Genomic DNA, 17,304 nt, shown 5'->3' with positions numbered 1-17,304 from the left:
TTGTTACTCAAAATAATTAAGGATCTTATAACCTCCTTTTCGTAAGAACTCTTCCTTCTTCATCAAGGTTACATCATGACTCATCATATCTTCGCATAAAGCTTTTAGATCATAGGATGGCTCCCATCCTAATTTTTCTTTCGCTTTTGTATTATCTCCTATCAATATATCAACTTCTGTTGGTCTAAAATAAGCAGGGTCAACACCAACAACAGAATCACCGATTCTTTTATTGAAGGCTTCTAAATACTCCACACCTACTTTACTTACAAATTTAACTTCGTCAATAGCAGCAATAAAGCCTTCTTCGAGTACATCCTCTCCTTTAAACTCCACAGTTACTCCAACTTCAAGGAACGACATTTTTATAAAATCTCGTATAGTTGTTGTTATACCTGTAGATATCACATAATCGTCTGGAGTATCTTGTTGTAAGATCAGATACATCGCTTTGATGTAATCTTTAGCGTGTCCCCAATCTCTCTTACTTGAAAGATTACCCATAAAAACTTTATCCTGAATCCCTAAAACGATTCTAGATACAGCTCTGGTAACTTTTCTTGTAACAAAAGTTTCTCCCCTAAGAGGCGATTCGTGATTAAACAGTATACCATTGCTCGCATGCATTCCGTACGCTTCACGATAATTAACCGTAATCCAATATGCATATAACTTAGCTACCGCATACGGACTTCTTGGATAGAAAGGAGTAGTCTCTTTTTGTGGTATCTCTTGTACTAATCCATATAATTCTGAAGTAGAAGCTTGATAAATACGAGTTTTATCAGTTAATCCTAGTAAGCGAACGGCTTCTAACAACCTCAAAGTACCTATACCATCAGCATTAGCTGTATACTCAGGAATATCAAAGCTCACTTTCACATGACTCATAGCTGCAAGATTATAAATCTCGTCTGGCTGAATCTCGCCTATTATTCGCGTTAGATTCATACTATCTGTCATATCACCATAATGAAGAATTAAGTCTCTATGATCTTCATGAGGATCTTGATATAAATGGTCTATTCTATCAGTGTTAAAAAGAGAAGATCTTCTCTTAATACCATGAACAGTGTATCCTTTCTTTATCAGAAATTCTGATAAATACGCTCCATCTTGGCCAGTAACACCTGTTATTAATGCTGTTTTTGTCATTTAAAGTTTTGTTAAAATCACCAATTTGTAATTTTTTCAAGCCACAAATATAAAGATAAATATATTTTAAACAAAATAAACATTAACAAAAGAGCTTTTTAAGCCAAATTCAGACTCAAGAAAGATGTTCTTTCCGCAATAAATCATTAACACTTTTAACTGGATTGAAAGTTTCAAGAGGAACTTCTACAAACACCGTATTCCAGTCAGACATAGCTCCATTCCAAAGACCTGGCAATTCTAAAGCTTTAAGAGCTTTACCCTCTTTTGTCTTTTCGCTAATAAAACCTGTATTTTGATCAATATAATCAATTAAGTCAAATTTCCCTCCTTTATAATCCTTTACAGCACAAACGATATCTACAGGATTAAAGTGAGTTCCGCTAGCAAACAAACCCTTCTTCTGGGGATCAGTTAAATCAATCTGAGAGCTTTCGAGTATCTGAAGAGAGACTGTGCCATCCTCATTAACAGCAAAAAAGGGCCCACCACCAGCTTCGCCAACATTTTTAACCATACCACAGACTCTTATTGGACGATTTAATTTTCGCTGTAGGTACAAAACCAGTTCTGCATCTTCCAAATATTTAGTCTCTGGATTTTTCACATTCAAATCATCTTGTAAAAAGTAAAGAACCTCGAGAAGCTCTTCTCTTGAATAAACACCTGAATCTATCAAGTTGAGATACTGAAATATCCGCGACTGAATATCCACAAGATACCCAGCTAATATCTTCTTATAAAAGGTTTCTTCTCTCTTTAATTTATCGGGAACTACATTATCTATATTTTTTATAAAAATAACATCAGAAGACAAATCGTTCAGATTTTCGATTAAAGCGCCATGCCCTCCCGGACGAAAGAGCAAATTATCACCATCCTCAAATGGCTGATTATCTTTATCAACGGCTATAGTATCAGTCTTTTTTTTCTGCTCACTAAAGCTTATATCAAACTTTACACCCAGAGCCTTTTCATATTCAATTTTAACCAAATCAATCAGATTTTGAAACAAACTACGATGTTCGGGTGAAACCGTAAAATGCAAAACTGCTTTCCCATCAGAGATCCTTGCATACTGACTAGCCTCAACAAGATGCTCTTCAACAGGTGTTCTATTCTTATCCTTATATGCGTGAAATTTCAACAAACCCTTAGGCAGTCCTCCATAATTCAAACCATCTTTCAAGAGATGAGTCTCTAAAATAGCTGCATATTGACCTTTAACAATAAGAGAATTAGCATCATTACCTTTTATTTCAATACACTTTTTATTCAGATCCTCAAAAAAGGCAAACTTTTCTATATTATCAAAAAAGACTTTGATAGAATCTTTCTCAAGTAGATTTGATTCTCCTTGCAAGAACTCAAACAAATCCTTAAACATTCTACTGGCTGCTCCAGAAGCCGGCACAAATTTAACTACCGAATGCTCAGTCTTACAATATTCATCCCAAATAGCTTTATATTTATCATGTTCAGAAGAGTCCACAACTACAATACCTTTTCCATTAGTAGCGAAATTTACAATTTCAAGAAAAGGGAACCCTGTTTTAAAACGATCGATTTGAGACTCAACAGTAGCAACATCAACTCCCATTGCTTTAAATTGCTCTAAATCTCTATTTGTAAATATTTGATGCATAAGAAAACATATTTAGGATTAATAGTACACAAATATAGAAAAGATATCCACTATCAGTATATCATTAAAATAAAAAAAGCAAACCTAAACAGGCTTGCTTTATATATAATAGAGATTACAATATTTTATTCTAATTTAAAAAGAGGCGTTTCTCGATTGCGAATTTCGTCTAACAAACATCAAATAAACTCCCGCTAAAAATATAAAGGCAAGTATATCTGTTGAGGTAAAATTTATATATCCATTTCGAACCGATTCATTTCCTAAATTAAATGATTGTCTATATGGCTTAATATTTTCATTTACAAACTCAGGAGTACCTCGAGCTGCCGAAAGAGCATCTTCCATAGGAAGAAAACTTGTTGGCGCAGCAAATGTACCTGGTACTGAATGAGCAACAAACGGGATTAGCAGTAGAAAAACAAATACAACTACACCCTTCTTTATTTTGAAACCTAAATTTAACATAAACCGACTTTATAATACACGTGAATATTTAACAATAAAATCACGATTCAGCTACAAAGATAATCACAGAAAAAATTTAAAACAATATTCTTCAACTAATAACACATAAATTAGGCTATATTTAACACTTTATCTCAAGAAAAGCTCTCCAATTCTCGAGCAGTTATATATTTAATTCTATTTTCATTATTAAATATAACATATCTATTAACACTCACATTCCCTTTTTTGTTCGCTATTCGATCAGAGAATGAGGGAATAACGATATAAACATCGGAATCTGGAATAAGTTTTACGCCCGAATTAGACGTTAAATCAAGCGAATCATCACCTCCAGAAATTCTCTCCAAAATCTCTTTTCTCTTTTTCTCCAAATAATTTTTGTTATGCCTATTATATCCTGAGGAAAACATCATTATTGTTTTTTTATTCTTCTCCATTAATGGAATACAAGAACAAATAAGAAAAGGTCTGTCATCCGAGATCTTTTGAGTTATAATATATTTACGAACCGCCTTTAGCCAGATTGTCCCCAAAAGAAGTAAAATAATGCAAGGAATAACATACAAACTAAAAAGACGATCAGTATTAAACAAAAACAGAACCCCAAACAAAGAGGCAAAAAGAATTACAGAAGGTAGTATAATTGCATAATTTTTCCAGACTTCCTTATTATAAAACTTTTTTCGAAACTTCTTATTTTTTTCTAACCGTTGTAATTTATCCGCATTCATATCATTCATAATTTACTCAAAGGTACAAAATGTTTTTATCTGATGTAAAAGCTAAAAGCTCTATTATTGGTAAATTTTAGAATAAAAGGAAGCAAACAAAAGCCCAATGTGAAATGAAAATATTATTTTTACATTCAAGTATATATGTTTTAGGATAAAAAGATAAATTGTACACAAGCAATGAAAAATTATAGTGCACAAGAAGACGAGTTTAAATCTTTGGTACTTCAACTGTCTGCAAAGTCAAAAGAATTACAAATTTCAGCCCAAGAAGAATCATTCTTGAGATCTACCATCAAAGAAGGTATATCACAAGATATATATAAAGCGAAAAATAAAAAGTATTACCATCTTATTACAGTATTAAGCACTGTACTTATAGTAATCAACGAAATAGGGTTAAGAAAAGCGGCTGTAATAGCTAACCTATTATACAGACCTGCTCTTAATAAGATAATAACAATAGATCAGATTAAACAAACATTTGATCCTGAGGTAGCCGATATAGTAAAGGGATTGATGAAAATAAATCACCTTGAAGCTAATCAGACAAGTTTAGAATCTGAGAATTTCATCAAGCTATTACTCTCTTTCGCTGAAGATATGAGGGTGATATTAATTATGATTGCCAACAGGCTCTACTTAATGAGGAAAGCCAGCCAAGCAGACGAGGCAATTCGCTTGAAATTATCAATCGAATCGTCTTACATCTATATTCCTCTGGCACATAAACTTGGTTTATACAATATAAAATCGGAATTGGAAGATCTCTATCTAAAATACACCGATCGAAACATGTACGACTATATCTCTCAGAAATTAAATGAGAGTAAAGATGTACGTGATCAATATATTGCCGAATTTATAGCTCCCCTCGAAGAAAAGCTAAAAGAGACCGGACTTAAATATGATATAAAGGGACGAGTAAAATCGATATATTCCATTCATAATAAACTAAAGAAACAGAAAGTTGAGTTTGAGTCTATATACGATCTCTTTGCTATTCGCATAGTACTCGATTCACCTCAACCAAAAGAGAAGGCTGAGTGTTGGCAGATTTATTCTATTGTAACGGATTTATATCAACCTAACCCTAAAAGGCTTAAAGATTGGTTATCTATACCAAAGAGCAATGGATATGAATCTCTGCACATTACCGTCATGGGACCTCAATCTAGATGGGTAGAAGTACAGATACGAACTCGTCGTATGGACGAGATTGCGGAACGAGGCTTAGCCGCCCACTGGAAATACAAAGGAGTAAAGAGCGAATCGAATATTGACGATTGGCTAACCACTTTACGCGAGACATTAGAGAACAAAAATGTAGCAAATAACGAAAAGCTTGAAGATTTTAAGCTCGATATCTATGATGATGAGATTTATGTATTTACCCCAAAGGGCGATTTACATAAACTTCCTAAAGGAGCTACGATTCTCGATTTTGCTTTTTCTATACACACCAAGCTAGGTTCAACCTGCGTATCGGGTAAAGTCAATGGCAAGAATGTATCTATCCGTCACAAATTAAACAGTGGTGATCAAATAGAGATTATGACCTCCGCCAATCAAGTACCCAAACAAGATTGGTTGAATTTTGTAACAACATCTAAAGCGAAAAATAAAATACGCCAAAGACTAAAAGAGGAGTCTAACAAGCAAGTTGAGTATGCAAAAGAACTTTTAAAAAGACGGTTTAAAAATAAAAAGATAGATGAAGATGAAGGCGTAATGATGCGACTGATAAAGAAGAAAGGCTTTAAAACCGTTACAGACTTCTATATCAAGATTGCTCAGGAGGCTTTGGATGTAAATACGATCATAGATCAATACTTGGAGTTAGAGAAGCGCGAAGCCGAACTTCACGATAAACATGAGATGGTCAGTGCCGAAACTTATACGATACAGCCACAAACCGTAGCGCAAAGTAATGCTAAGACTACGGATGAACTCATTCTCGACAAAGATTTAAAAGGTATAGATTATTCTCTAGCTAAATGCTGCAACCCTATCTATGGGGATGAGGTGTTCGGTTTTATTTCCTTACAAGGTATAAAGATACATAGAGTCAATTGCCCTAATGCCCATGATATGTTTTCACGTTTCGGCTATCGGGTTATACCGGCTCGTTGGTCAGGCAAATCAGGTTCATCTTATACTATTGTACTACGTGTGGTTGGTGCCGATGATATTGGAATTGTGACTAATCTTACATCTATCATATCTAAAGAACAAGGTATAACACTTCGCTCGATAAGTATTGATTCGAATGATGGCTTGTTTCAGGGCAACCTTTCAGTTACACTTCAAGATACAAACACGCTCGAAAGCTTGATGAAAAAATTACGTACTGTAAGAGGGGTGAAACAAATTTCGAGGTTAAACTAAAAAGGACTTAAAATAAAATCTACTTTTGGAGTATCTAAAATAAATTCATATATTTGTCTCTGATAAATAACTCTTTACAGCATTCAATGTCTAACTATTTAACATACACAATAATCCTTAACAATCTAAAGTTTAACTTTTTAGATTTTGATTTGTATGCGAAAATATTAGAGAGAGAGAGAGAGAGAGAGAGAGAGAGAGAGAGAGAGAGCTAATAACAGATACTCTACTTGAATTAAAAAAAAATCTAAAAGAATTTTTCCGTTTATCCTTTATTTTCCCCATAAAGTACGAATTATTCTCCAATAATAAAAAACCCAATAAACATATTAGTAGTTGTACCGGTAGTCTTTATCGCGTAGCAGATTTGTTTTGTTGTTGTCGTTCAAACTCTATGCGAGCTAAAAGCTTGCCTATGGCACAACTATGTCCGGCAGTGATATGTAGAGATTACATATCGCTGCTTTCTATTTTTGAAAAACCAAAGATTCTCAATAAAACCCAACAACAGTTTTGATAAAAAATAACACACATTAATAGCAAGCATAATGAAAAGAATGTATTTGTTCATACTCTGGATATTCTCTATTGGTCTTCTACAAGCCCAAATAGGGATAAACACAGAGAACCCTCAGAGTCTTTTCCATATCGACTCACAAGGCAACAATAGCACCTCTGCTATAAATAAAAATGATGATGATGTGGTGGTCACTACAAATGGTGATATTGGCATAGGCACGATCACCCCTAAAGCTAAAGTACATATTGTAAGCAATGGTACTACTCCACCGCTAAGATTACAAGACGGAAATGAAGCTGCCAAAAAGATCTTAATCTCAGATGATAACGGAGTAGGAACTTGGGGTGAAGCAGGCTTAAGTAGCTTTGGAACTATTCCCTATGAACAAAACACCAGGCTCACTGCTAACTCAACATTACTACTATATGATACTGGCTTGAAGTTTGAATTCCCCTCTACCGGAGTATATTCGGTATCTCTCGGAGTAAGAATACATATAGATGTACCCAATTACGAAAGAATAACGTGGGCACAATTACTACCGGCATTAGGCCCTGACTTAATAGCCATATGGCAGGGAGGGAGCCCTCGCTTTAAAGGATCATATGAAGTTCCGGCCACTAGTAGCAGAGCGATAGATGGAGGCACTGAGGTACTCTTCAAGTTCAACCAATCAATCACAGTTGAGGAAAACTACAAAACCATGTATTTAGTTATACAAACCAGCTTATGGTCTGCACTCCAAACTGTAAAAGTTTCATGGGGCACTTCTACAACAAGCCTTACCCCTGAGGGGAGACCAAGCGATGAAGTGGGTGGATCGTACATTAAAATTAAATAAGGTTTCATAACTTTTTCGACTCCATCAACTTATAATATATAACTAATCTATTATTAGGACTAATTCAGATAACTGAAGTTACTTCATAAAAATAAAACAGAATGAGAAATAATATATATATCCTTATCTGGATATTCTTTCATTTAACGGCTTACTCCCAAGTGGGTATAAACACGTCTAATCCAATAGGTATATTTAATATTGATGGAAAAGGAGATGGAGTAGCCACTCCCGCAACGATAGCAAATGATGTCGTCATCAACAATAAAGGGTATATTGGTGCCGGAACCATATCGCCTGACACAAAGCTACACATTGAAGTACCAGTAAATACCTACGGACTAGCTATACAAGATGGGAATGAGGCAGAAGGTAATATACTATCGTCTGATGCTAACGGGAATGCTTCTTGGATTGTATCCGATGTAAGCCAATTCAGTACAATTCCATATACCACCACAGCAACCACTTTTACGGGCAGTAGCTACTCATATAATCCTGAATTCAAAATTACATTTCCCCGATTTGGATCGTACTCAATAGCATTATCATGCAGAATAACCATTGCAAGAACAACTACTTCCCCCCCAACAGTCTTTGGAGTGATATCTTCTGTATCATTTCCTACTGTAAATATTCCGGGAGCTGTACAAACACGAGCAGTCCATATTGTTGGAACCACTTATATATATCAACTATTTATCAATCAGAATATCAATATAGATGCATCTACGGGTCTTACTGCAGGATTATTAATATCCGTGGCTGGCGATTTTTCTGTTACATCAGGTACAATATCTGCTATATTGGGCGATAATTCAACCTTCAGTGGAGGTACCTATATTCGCGTTAAATAAAAAAAACAAATTATGAAGAATCTAGATAAAACAACAATTCAAACAATATTTATATTAGTTATCATATTATACTCTACACCTCTTTTTCCTCAATTTGTTGGTATAAATACCAAAACACCGAATAGACTAATTCATATTGATGCACAAGGAAACAACACTGCTAGTGTATCCGATTTCAGCCCTTTAGTATCCGATGATGTCATAATAGATAATACGGGTAATATAGGTATAGGAGTACTTAGTCCTACGGCTAAAATACATATTGATAGTAAAGAAAATGGTGTTGCCATCCCCGGCTTTAAATTAGTGGATGGAACACAAAAGGCAGGCAGGGCGTTGATGTCTGACAAAGATGGCTTTGCTACTTGGAGACCCATCGATTTTAGCGGCTATACTGTGGTAGACTATCAGAGAGTACGATCTGAGTTTACCAACACCCAAACAACCGGAACTATTGTACAATATTCAAATTTATATATCGATTTTCCCGGACCCGGTAATTATCTGGTTTCAATAGGTATTAAAGTCGAGGTTTACAGAAACGGTAGCGGAACCGAAACCATACAAGGTTTCCTACAACCAACAAATGTACCAACAGATTGGGGTGTAAAAAGATTTGTGGGTGCTTACCCCGTCATAGCCAGCAACACAAGTGGTCCTCTTCAGAATCGAATTATTCTCACTCAGCAGATACAAATTCCCGAAGGATCAACAAGAGCTTACTTAATGCTAACATTCTGGAATATGCAGTATACAGCTACAGGATATATATACACTACATGGGGAAATACGGATGTACCCGGAGAGGCACAACGTACGGGAGGATCATACGTACGGATCAACTAAGAGTATATAAAAACAATAAAGGAGATTATCTTATAATCTCCTTTATTTATATAATAAGGAATAAACCTTATAGTATTACTTGTTTACTCTGAAACGTTCGTTGCCATTTTTAATAAAATCAACGATCTGATTAGCTGCTGCAATTCCTGCATTTGTATTAGCCTCTGCAGTTTGAGCACCCATTTTCTTAGGTGTAGAGAAATATCTTCCTGCAAACTTCTCAGCCATTTCTGCATGATTAGAAGGTAGTATATCAGTAACATATTTTACATCTGTACGATCTTCCATCAACTTCACAATCTCAGCTTCGTTGATAACTTCCTTACGAGCAGTGTTTATTAACAATGCTTTTTTAGGTAGTTTATTCAACAATTCGTAATTGATCGAATTTTTAGTTTCAGCAGTTGCAGGTATATGTAATGATACGAACTCGCAAGTAGAATACAATTCCTCAACAGTTTTCACTGCTTTTACACCTTCTTTTTCGATAGCTTCTGCCGAAAGGAAAGGATCGAATGCATATACTTCCATATTGAATCCCTTAGCAATACGAGCAACATTACGCCCTACATTTCCGTAAGCATGAATACCCAGTTTTTTGCCAGCCAATTCAGTACCCGATGTTCCATTATAAAAATTACGTACTGCATACACAGCCAGACCAAAAGCTAATTCAGCTACTGCATTTGCATTTTGTCCGGGAGTATTCATAGCACATACACCGTGAGCTGTTGCAGCATCAAGATCGATATTATCAAATCCGGCACCTGCACGTACTACTATTTTAAGTTGCTTTGCAGCATCAAAAACGTCATTATCGAAAATATCACTACGGATAATTGCAGCATCTACATTAGCCACAGCATCCAATAGCTGTTGTTTTTCTGTATATTTTTCAAGCAAAACTAATTCATATCCTGCCTGATCTATTACATTCTTGATTCCCTTTACAGCTTCAGCAGCAAAAGGTTTATCAGTTGCGATTAATACTTTTATACTCATGTTTATACACTGTTCTAAATTAAAACTAAAGTCTCAGTTCGTTATGCGTTTTGCTTTTCGAATTCCTTCATCGCATCTACTAATGCTTGAACACCTTCAGCAGGCATAGCATTGTAAATAGAAGCTCTGAATCCTCCAACCGAACGGTGACCTTTCAATCCATCAAGGCCTTTGCTTACTGTAAATTTCAAGAAGTCAGCTTCTTTATCTTCATGACCTTTAGCCATAACAAAGCATACATTCATTATCGAACGATCTTCTTTAGCAGCGGTTCCTACGAATAATGGATTTCTATCTATTTCAGCATACAGAGAAGCAGCTTTTTCTTTGTTCTTTTTCTCCATTGCTGGTACTCCACCATTAGCTTTCAACCATCTAAGAGTTTGCATAGCCGCATAAATAGGCACTACAGGAGGTGTATTAAACATCGATTCGTTTTCAATATGTGTTTTATAATCCAACATTGTAGGTATCTTACGAGAAACTTTTCCAAGTATATCGTCTTTTACAATAACAAATGTCAGACCAGCTGGAGCTAGATTTTTTTGTGCTCCACCATAGATAAGACCATATTTAGAGACATCAATTACTCTCGAGAATATATCAGAAGACATATCGGCAATCAATGGCACTGGTGAATCTAAATCGGTGTGTAATTCTGTTCCGAAAATAGTATTGTTCGTTGTAATGTGGAAATAATCCGCATCAGCAGGAATCGTATAATCTTTTGGTACATATGAAAAATTGTCAGCCTTAGAGCTTGCAACTTCAATAACTTCTCCAAATAATTTCGCCTCTTTCTGAGCCTTACTTGCCCATGTTCCTGTATTTAGATAGGCAGCTTTTTTCTCTAAAAGGTTAAAAGGAACCATGCAGAATTGCAAACTGGCACCTCCACCTAAAAATATAACAGAATAGCCTTCAGGTACATTCAACAATTCTTTAAACAATGCGATAGTTTCATCCATCACAGCAATAAAATCTTTACTTCTGTGACTAACTTCCATAAGAGACAATGTGGACGAATTGAAATCTAAAATAGCTTTTGCTGTTTCTTCGATTGTTTGTTGTGGTAAAATTGAGGGACCTGCGCTAAAATTGATTTTTTTCATATTTGCAAGAATTTGAATCGTTCTTTTCCATTATGGTTTTACAATTCTCCAAATTTAATAAATATATTTGAAAATGGCACTGTTAAAACGAAATCAGTCCGTATTCTATATTGTTTTATTTCTTTATGTCATTAAACAAATACGTTTTACCATCTACATGATAGTAATAAAGTCCGTCATTTTTAGCTTTTTTTATTGCTTTTTCCGAAACATGATAACCGATTGCCTCAGAAAATATATAATTAAAATTTGTAGTATTCAATCTTCCATCAACCAGATATTTATCAATAATTTCATCAGTACCAATTTCAAGATTATAAGGTATTGCTAAAAAAGGAACTAAAAATTGATCCATGTTATTATCTAAAAATCCATGTCCTTTATTTATTATTTCTCCATGATCAGAGAAATAATAAATAAGAGAAGAGACACTGCTGCCCTCTTCCATCACAATATTATTATATAAAGATTTTAGAACTCGATCTGTATGATGAATACTGCGATCATATTCTATCGTTTCATTTCCGTTACCAGCCAATGCAGCAGAATCTTCATTATCGTATTTATCGGTATATTCAAGATGACTGCCTTTTAGATGAATAAAGAAAACCTGTTTGACTTTCGGATTATAAAAACTCTTAACTGTACCAATCAGTTCCAGATCATCCTTTAAGAAATTATAGAAAACAGACGTTTTAGCATAAGATGCTATTAGCCCGACATAACTATCGTGCATACCTATTTTATTCTGATTAGATATCCAATAAGATTCATATCCAGCATCATTTGCTAAAGCAACTATATTCTTATTATCTGCAAAGGGAGTTCTATCTAATGGTGTTGCAAAACTTAGAGACATAGACAAAGCATCTCGGGTTATTGATGCCGGAGAAACAGCATTATAATAGTACAACAGATTGTCATTTTTTAGGCTATCCAGAAAAGGAGTTGTAAATAGATCATAACCATACAAACTATAATGTGTTTGCAAAGAACTTTCGCCTATAACTACAAATAGGGTATTAGGAGTCTTCGACGAGACCAATAAATCTACCCCCATTGGCATACTCTTGGGTTTACCTAAATCGGCTCTAAACTTCGACATCTCCTGATAATAAGCTATTGAAGCAAATCCCATATTTGTTAGTAAAGGGAAACGGATTCCCAATAAAGACTGAAAATGCATAGGATAAGAAATTTTCAAGTCACTTATGACCTTTGCTTTTTGAGATTTATCCATCAATACATAGCCTGTGCCATAGCCTATACTCAAACTTGCAAGAATTAATATAGTGGAAATAAGAACATATGCCTTCTTTGGTTTTAGTCCTTTATACGCCAGCCATATCACAACACTCGTAATAACCAATAAAGGTATTGAGATAAAAGAATACATTCGTATTGCTCCCAAAGCTTCATTTCGGTTCGTTTCCATAATAGAAGCAAACAACCCCATAGTTATTTGGGTCGAGAAAGTAATCGCTAAAGTCGCTTCTATTGTTAGAAGAATTATCAATAATATAACGAATACAATACTAACTTTACGGATATGGGATATTAAATTCAGAAGAGATATTACAACAATTGCATTCAACATAGCATATATCAAACTAGTTGAACAAACAGATAAACTAAATGGCTGAGATGAAGGATCCCAACCAATAAATACAGTTCTTAAATAAAAGGCCAATAAAGTAAGATAGAGAAAACAAAGAATTGAAAATTTATATTCTTGCAATACTCTACTTATTTTTATACTACAAAGCGATACTTTCAATATTCAATCTTATCATCTTTCTCCTCCCACATTCTAAAAGCAGATAAAGCTTCTTTATGCAATATTTGAGAGGAAGGAATACTTCTCAATTCTGGTTTCAACTCGATTTGTTCGTATATAAATGAATCATCAAAACCTATCTTCTTCGCATCTTCTTTGCAACAGCCATAATATATACGATCTATGCGCGCCCAATATATTGCTGAAAGGCACATAGGACAAGGTTCGCACGAAGTATATATTTCGCAACCATTCAAATCGAACGTATTAAGTTCTTTACAAGCCTTGCGGATAGTAGTTACCTCTGCGTGAGCTGTAGGATCATTATCTAAAGTTACACAGTTGGAACCTTCTGTTACAATTTTACCATCTTTTACAATTACGGCTCCAAAGGGTCCACCTCCGTTTTTCACACTATTTTCAGCCAATTCAATGGCTTTGTGCATATATTCTGAATTCATCTTTTTTTAATTTTCGTTTATATCCTTATATAAATGATACTTACCATCAATATGGTACACATATTTCGAATCGACAAGTGCTTTATCTATGACATTTTCAGATAATTTATATCCTAATAGCTCAGACAATATATATATTGTATTTACACTATTAACAACACCTAATTGAGGATCGATATATTTATCTATAATTTCGTTAACTGCAATACCTGAGTTGTTATCCATTACTATTAAAGGAATTTCAAATTGAGCTTTTCCTCCATGCATAAGTCCATGTCCTTGTCCTATAATCTCCCCATGATCTGAGAAATAATAAATTAAGGATTGTTCATCATGCTTTAAACTATACTTATATATTTCTCTTAAAACACGATCCGTATAATGTATTGTCCTGTCATAATTAGTAATATTACCAGTAGTATGCAATGGGATAGCATCTATATCAACACTATCCGCCCTATACTCATAAGGCAAGTGACTACCTTGCAGATGAAGTACTACTAATTGTTTCTTTGAAGGATCGCTAAACTCTTCAAGCCTTTTTATTAGACCTAAATCATTTCGATATATTCCATGTTGGGTTTCAAAAAAAACTTCATCCGAACTCGAAGCTAACATTCCTGTATAGTTATCGTATGAATCTACTCTTTCTTGATTCGAAATCCAAAGAGTCTCATATCCCTGCTCTTTTGCTAGATCAATTATATTCTTTTTCGTAAAGAAGGCATCTAAATCTAAAGGTGTTGCAAAAGACAAAGCCATACGAACCGCATCCCTTGTTATACATGCCGATGAAATAGCATCATAGAAAAATAGGTTCTTCGTATTATTCTTCAAACTATCTAAAAATGGTGTTGTAGGTACATTATATCCATATAATGAATAATGTTCTCTAAAAGAAGTTTCACCTATCACTAAATAAATTCGATCTACTGAGTGTCGGGTAGTATCTGGAATAATCCCTACAGGCGTCTCTTTTGTCAACAACAATAATTGCCTGATCCTCTGTCTTTCTTTAAAATAGATTATAGCTACTGCTATATCATTATAGACAATCGGAAATTTAGATGAAAGTACAGTTTGAGCCCATGACACAGGATTATCTTTAAACAAAGCCTGCCGTAAAGAATCTTTATCTCGTGAAATATTGACAAACAGATATATTGGAATAAATATAAATAATATGCCAAAGAAAGCAGTTGTCGAATATTTTCTTTTTAAAGAGCTTGCCTTCAACTCTTTTAACATCTTAAAAGTCAAGAATAAAACTATCACTAAAACAGGTATGATATAAAGATATAGCTCACCAAACATTTCACGCGATTCTATAGGAGTCGTTTCAAATATAGAGGAAAAAATACCCAGGTACATTGAAGACGAATACAATAAGTAATAGACAATGTTGGATGTTATAATAATTGACAAAAAATAAGAAATAACAAAAGTATATCTTGTTTTTGCCAAAGTATTAAATAGAAAAAACAGCGATGCTATATTTATAACCGCAAATAATATTTTACTATTAAGAATATAACTTAGAATAAGTAACGGGATAAAAAACAATATAGAATATTTATAACCTTTTACAAAACTTATAAATTTTGAACTAACACTCTCTCCCATTAATTATCATTTATGTTTTAACTCTTTATTTATCTTCTCTATATAGTCCAATATTTCGTCCCCACCGATACGATGTTCTGACGAAGTTATAAATATAGGAGGCAACTCATCCCAAGTTTCCTGTAATTTGTCAGTATACTTTGCAAGGTTTTCTTTAACCCTCGACTTACTTAGTTTATCTATTTTAGTGAAGATTATGGCAAACGGAATTTCATTTTCGCCAAGCCATTCCATAAACTCCATATCAATTAATTGGGGCTCATGTCGACAGTCTAATAATAGAAATAGATTAGTAAGATCTTCTCTATTAAGAATATAGTCCTCTATTATTATACGGATAGTTTCCCTACCCTCTTTTCCTCTTTGGGCATAACCATACCCGGGGAGATCGACAAGATACCATTCGTCATTTATTATAAAATGGTTTATCAATTGAGTCTTACCTGGTTTTGACGATGTCATTGCCAAACCTTTATGGTTAGTAACCATATTTATAAGAGAAGATTTCCCTACATTAGACCTACCTATAAATGCATATTCAGGCTTGCCATCTGTGGGACACAATTTATAATCGGTATTGCTTATTACGAATTTAGCGTCTTTTATAATCATCTTTTACTTTTTGAGTATATTGCAAATGTACAATACTTGAGCCTATATCACAAGATTTTACCTAACATGTTTCAATGACTTGATTAAACTCACCAGAAGCGTAATGCTTAAACCAAACATAGAAACTACTGCATACGAATACCTTAAATTGGTTAGTTCTGCTATATATCCGATGATGGGAGGCCCGAGTAAGAAACCAAAGAAGCTTACACTAGAAACGATAGTCAGAGCAATACTAGGCGACCCTTTTGTATTTCGTCCGGCTATGCTATATATTGTAGGTACAATGCTAGAAATACCAAACCCAACAATCATAAAGCCAATAGCTGCGGGAATCAAATAAGGGAAAATCACAGAAATCATCAGCCCTGTAAAGATCAATAATCCTCCCAACTGCAAGACTCTTTTCTTCCCAATTCTCACAGATAGTTTATCGGTAAGAAATCGCCCTATAGCCATCGTAGTCATAACTATTGTAAAGCCCATAACAGTAATCATTTCGGGAGCATGCACAACTTCTTTAAAATAAACCCCACTCCAATCGAACATAGCTCCTTCCGAACACATCCCGAAGAATCCTATCAATCCCAATTGTACCAATAATAATTCTGGTTTTTTAAAAATTGTTTCCTTTTGTCCTTTATCAACTTTGGGTGGATCAGGAATCAAGTCCTTCAATCTGAAAGCCATTAAACCAAGCATTAATATTGCAATTACAGTAAAATGAATATAAGGTTCGATTTTAAATGGTGCAATAGAAAGCGCAAAAACAGAACTGAGGGCGCAAGCAAAACTCCATCCTCCATGAAAAGAGGACATTATGGGCCTACCATAGATTTCTTCCATTCGTAAACCTTGTGTATTAACTCCAATATTCAAAAAGTTAGAACATAACCCGAAGAAGAACAAACTAACAAAAAGCATTATAGCATTAGTTGCAAGCCCTAATGTTACTAAAACACAGCAATAAAGTATCATAGAAATAGCCAGCATACGTATGCTTCCATACTTAGCTATCCAAGTACCCGATACAGGCATAGCTGCCAATTGACCTAAAGCGGGAGCAAACAAAACAGTGCCTAGAGCTGCTTCACTCATAGAGAGTGATGTTTTAATATCAGGGATACGGCTTGCCCAACTGGCAAAACCAAGCCCTTGTATAAAATAAAAAGATAAAATAGCTAAACGTGCGCGCCGTTTTGAGGTTTTCAGCACGTATTCATATTGTGGCATATTTAATAGATTCGATATTTGTATTGCAAA

The 17,304-nt window shown here is 34.6% G+C and carries 15 protein-coding genes; 4 read left to right on the top strand and 11 right to left on the bottom strand.

What is annotated here, in order from left to right:
• Positions 1–3: 3 nt before the first annotated feature.
• The 4 genes from gmd to IR022_RS18425 form a co-directional block, all read right to left on the bottom strand.
• Complete coding sequence (gene gmd / locus IR022_RS18440; protein WP_194204830.1) at positions 4–1,155, bottom strand: GDP-mannose 4,6-dehydratase; 1,152 nt, start codon at positions 1,153–1,155, stop codon at positions 4–6.
• A gap of 115 nt (positions 1,156–1,270) precedes the next feature.
• Positions 1,271–2,791: a DUF4301 family protein gene (locus IR022_RS18435; RefSeq protein WP_410492828.1), complete on the bottom strand. Its 1,521-nt coding sequence runs from the start codon at positions 2,789–2,791 to the stop codon at positions 1,271–1,273.
• A gap of 144 nt (positions 2,792–2,935) precedes the next feature.
• Entirely contained in the window at positions 2,936–3,268 is a 333-nt protein-coding gene (locus IR022_RS18430; protein ID WP_194204828.1) for a hypothetical protein, read from the bottom strand.
• 134 nt (positions 3,269–3,402) lie between these two features.
• Entirely contained in the window at positions 3,403–4,011 is a 609-nt protein-coding gene (locus tag IR022_RS18425) for a hypothetical protein (protein ID WP_194204827.1), read from the bottom strand.
• A gap of 171 nt (positions 4,012–4,182) precedes the next feature.
• Here IR022_RS18425 and IR022_RS18420 point away from each other — a divergent pair, with 171 nt between their 5' ends.
• From IR022_RS18420 to IR022_RS18405, 4 genes are all read left to right on the top strand, one after another.
• Positions 4,183–6,390 carry a RelA/SpoT family protein gene (locus IR022_RS18420; RefSeq protein WP_082204057.1) on the top strand — a complete coding sequence of 736 codons (2,208 nt, stop codon included), beginning with the start codon at positions 4,183–4,185 and terminating at the stop codon, positions 6,388–6,390.
• Between the two features lie 548 nt (positions 6,391–6,938).
• Complete coding sequence (locus tag IR022_RS18415; RefSeq protein ID WP_157258094.1) at positions 6,939–7,751, top strand: hypothetical protein; 813 nt, start codon at positions 6,939–6,941, stop codon at positions 7,749–7,751.
• A gap of 101 nt (positions 7,752–7,852) precedes the next feature.
• The gene (locus IR022_RS18410; RefSeq protein ID WP_194204826.1) at positions 7,853–8,608 is read left to right on the top strand and encodes a hypothetical protein; all 756 of its coding nucleotides are present in this window, start codon (positions 7,853–7,855) and stop codon (positions 8,606–8,608) included.
• A 12-nt stretch (positions 8,609–8,620) separates the two neighbouring features.
• Positions 8,621–9,454 (top strand): hypothetical protein, encoded by an 834-nt coding sequence (locus IR022_RS18405; protein ID WP_050708746.1) that lies wholly within the window; start codon positions 8,621–8,623, stop codon positions 9,452–9,454.
• Between the two features lie 75 nt (positions 9,455–9,529).
• On the opposite strand, the gene IR022_RS18400 is transcribed toward IR022_RS18405, so the two are convergent.
• From IR022_RS18400 to IR022_RS18370, 7 genes are all read right to left on the bottom strand, one after another.
• Positions 9,530–10,450 carry a 3-phosphoglycerate dehydrogenase gene (locus IR022_RS18400; RefSeq protein ID WP_194204938.1) on the bottom strand — a complete coding sequence of 307 codons (921 nt, stop codon included), beginning with the start codon at positions 10,448–10,450 and terminating at the stop codon, positions 9,530–9,532.
• A 47-nt stretch (positions 10,451–10,497) separates the two neighbouring features.
• Positions 10,498–11,568, bottom strand: a complete 1,071-nt coding sequence (gene serC, locus IR022_RS18395) for a 3-phosphoserine/phosphohydroxythreonine transaminase (protein ID WP_194204825.1) — start codon at positions 11,566–11,568, stop codon at positions 10,498–10,500.
• Between the two features lie 115 nt (positions 11,569–11,683).
• Complete coding sequence (locus tag IR022_RS18390) at positions 11,684–13,165, bottom strand: sulfatase-like hydrolase/transferase (RefSeq protein ID WP_194204824.1); 1,482 nt, start codon at positions 13,163–13,165, stop codon at positions 11,684–11,686.
• 176 nt (positions 13,166–13,341) lie between these two features.
• Positions 13,342–13,806 (bottom strand): nucleoside deaminase, encoded by a 465-nt coding sequence (locus IR022_RS18385; RefSeq protein WP_194204823.1) that lies wholly within the window; start codon positions 13,804–13,806, stop codon positions 13,342–13,344.
• Between the two features lie 6 nt (positions 13,807–13,812).
• A complete protein-coding gene (locus tag IR022_RS18380; protein ID WP_194204822.1) occupies positions 13,813–15,177 on the bottom strand; it encodes a phosphoethanolamine transferase in 1,365 nt (454 codons plus the stop codon).
• A 258-nt stretch (positions 15,178–15,435) separates the two neighbouring features.
• Positions 15,436–16,041, bottom strand: coding sequence for a ribosome biogenesis GTP-binding protein YihA/YsxC (gene yihA / locus IR022_RS18375; RefSeq protein ID WP_194204821.1), 606 nt, complete (start codon positions 16,039–16,041; stop codon positions 15,436–15,438).
• Positions 16,042–16,098: 57 nt separating this feature from the next.
• Positions 16,099–17,274, bottom strand: a complete 1,176-nt coding sequence (locus tag IR022_RS18370) for an MFS transporter (RefSeq protein WP_050709436.1) — start codon at positions 17,272–17,274, stop codon at positions 16,099–16,101.
• Positions 17,275–17,304 lie beyond the last annotated feature (30 nt).

The sequence above is a fragment of the Dysgonomonas sp. GY617 genome, assembly GCF_015233815.1.
Lineage (GTDB): Bacteria > Bacteroidota > Bacteroidia > Bacteroidales > Dysgonomonadaceae > Dysgonomonas_A.
Note: the sequence above shows the minus strand (reverse complement) of the source record. Positions and strands in the feature narration are given on the sequence as shown.

Excerpts from the sequence above, each read along its gene's own strand:
- gmd (WP_194204830.1), bottom strand. The coding sequence starts at position 1,155 with ATGACAAAAACAGCATTAATAACAGGTGTTACTGGCCAAGATGGAGCG.
- IR022_RS18430 (WP_194204828.1), bottom strand. The coding sequence starts at position 3,268 with ATGTTAAATTTAGGTTTCAAAATAAAGAAGGGTGTAGTTGTATTTGTT.
- IR022_RS18425 (WP_194204827.1), bottom strand. The coding sequence starts at position 4,011 with ATGAATGATATGAATGCGGATAAATTACAACGGTTAGAAAAAAATAAG.
- IR022_RS18420 (WP_082204057.1), top strand. The coding sequence starts at position 4,183 with ATGAAAAATTATAGTGCACAAGAAGACGAGTTTAAATCTTTGGTACTT.
- IR022_RS18415 (WP_157258094.1), top strand. The coding sequence starts at position 6,939 with ATGAAAAGAATGTATTTGTTCATACTCTGGATATTCTCTATTGGTCTT.
- IR022_RS18410 (WP_194204826.1), top strand. The coding sequence starts at position 7,853 with ATGAGAAATAATATATATATCCTTATCTGGATATTCTTTCATTTAACG.
- IR022_RS18405 (WP_050708746.1), top strand. The coding sequence starts at position 8,621 with ATGAAGAATCTAGATAAAACAACAATTCAAACAATATTTATATTAGTT.
- serC (WP_194204825.1), bottom strand. The coding sequence starts at position 11,568 with ATGAAAAAAATCAATTTTAGCGCAGGTCCCTCAATTTTACCACAACAA.
- IR022_RS18390 (WP_194204824.1), bottom strand. The coding sequence starts at position 13,165 with ATGTTGAATGCAATTGTTGTAATATCTCTTCTGAATTTAATATCCCAT.
- IR022_RS18385 (WP_194204823.1), bottom strand. The coding sequence starts at position 13,806 with ATGAATTCAGAATATATGCACAAAGCCATTGAATTGGCTGAAAATAGT.
- IR022_RS18380 (WP_194204822.1), bottom strand. The coding sequence starts at position 15,177 with ATGTACCTGGGTATTTTTTCCTCTATATTTGAAACGACTCCTATAGAA.
- yihA (WP_194204821.1), bottom strand. The coding sequence starts at position 16,041 with ATGATTATAAAAGACGCTAAATTCGTAATAAGCAATACCGATTATAAA.
- IR022_RS18370 (WP_050709436.1), bottom strand. The coding sequence starts at position 17,274 with ATGCCACAATATGAATACGTGCTGAAAACCTCAAAACGGCGCGCACGT.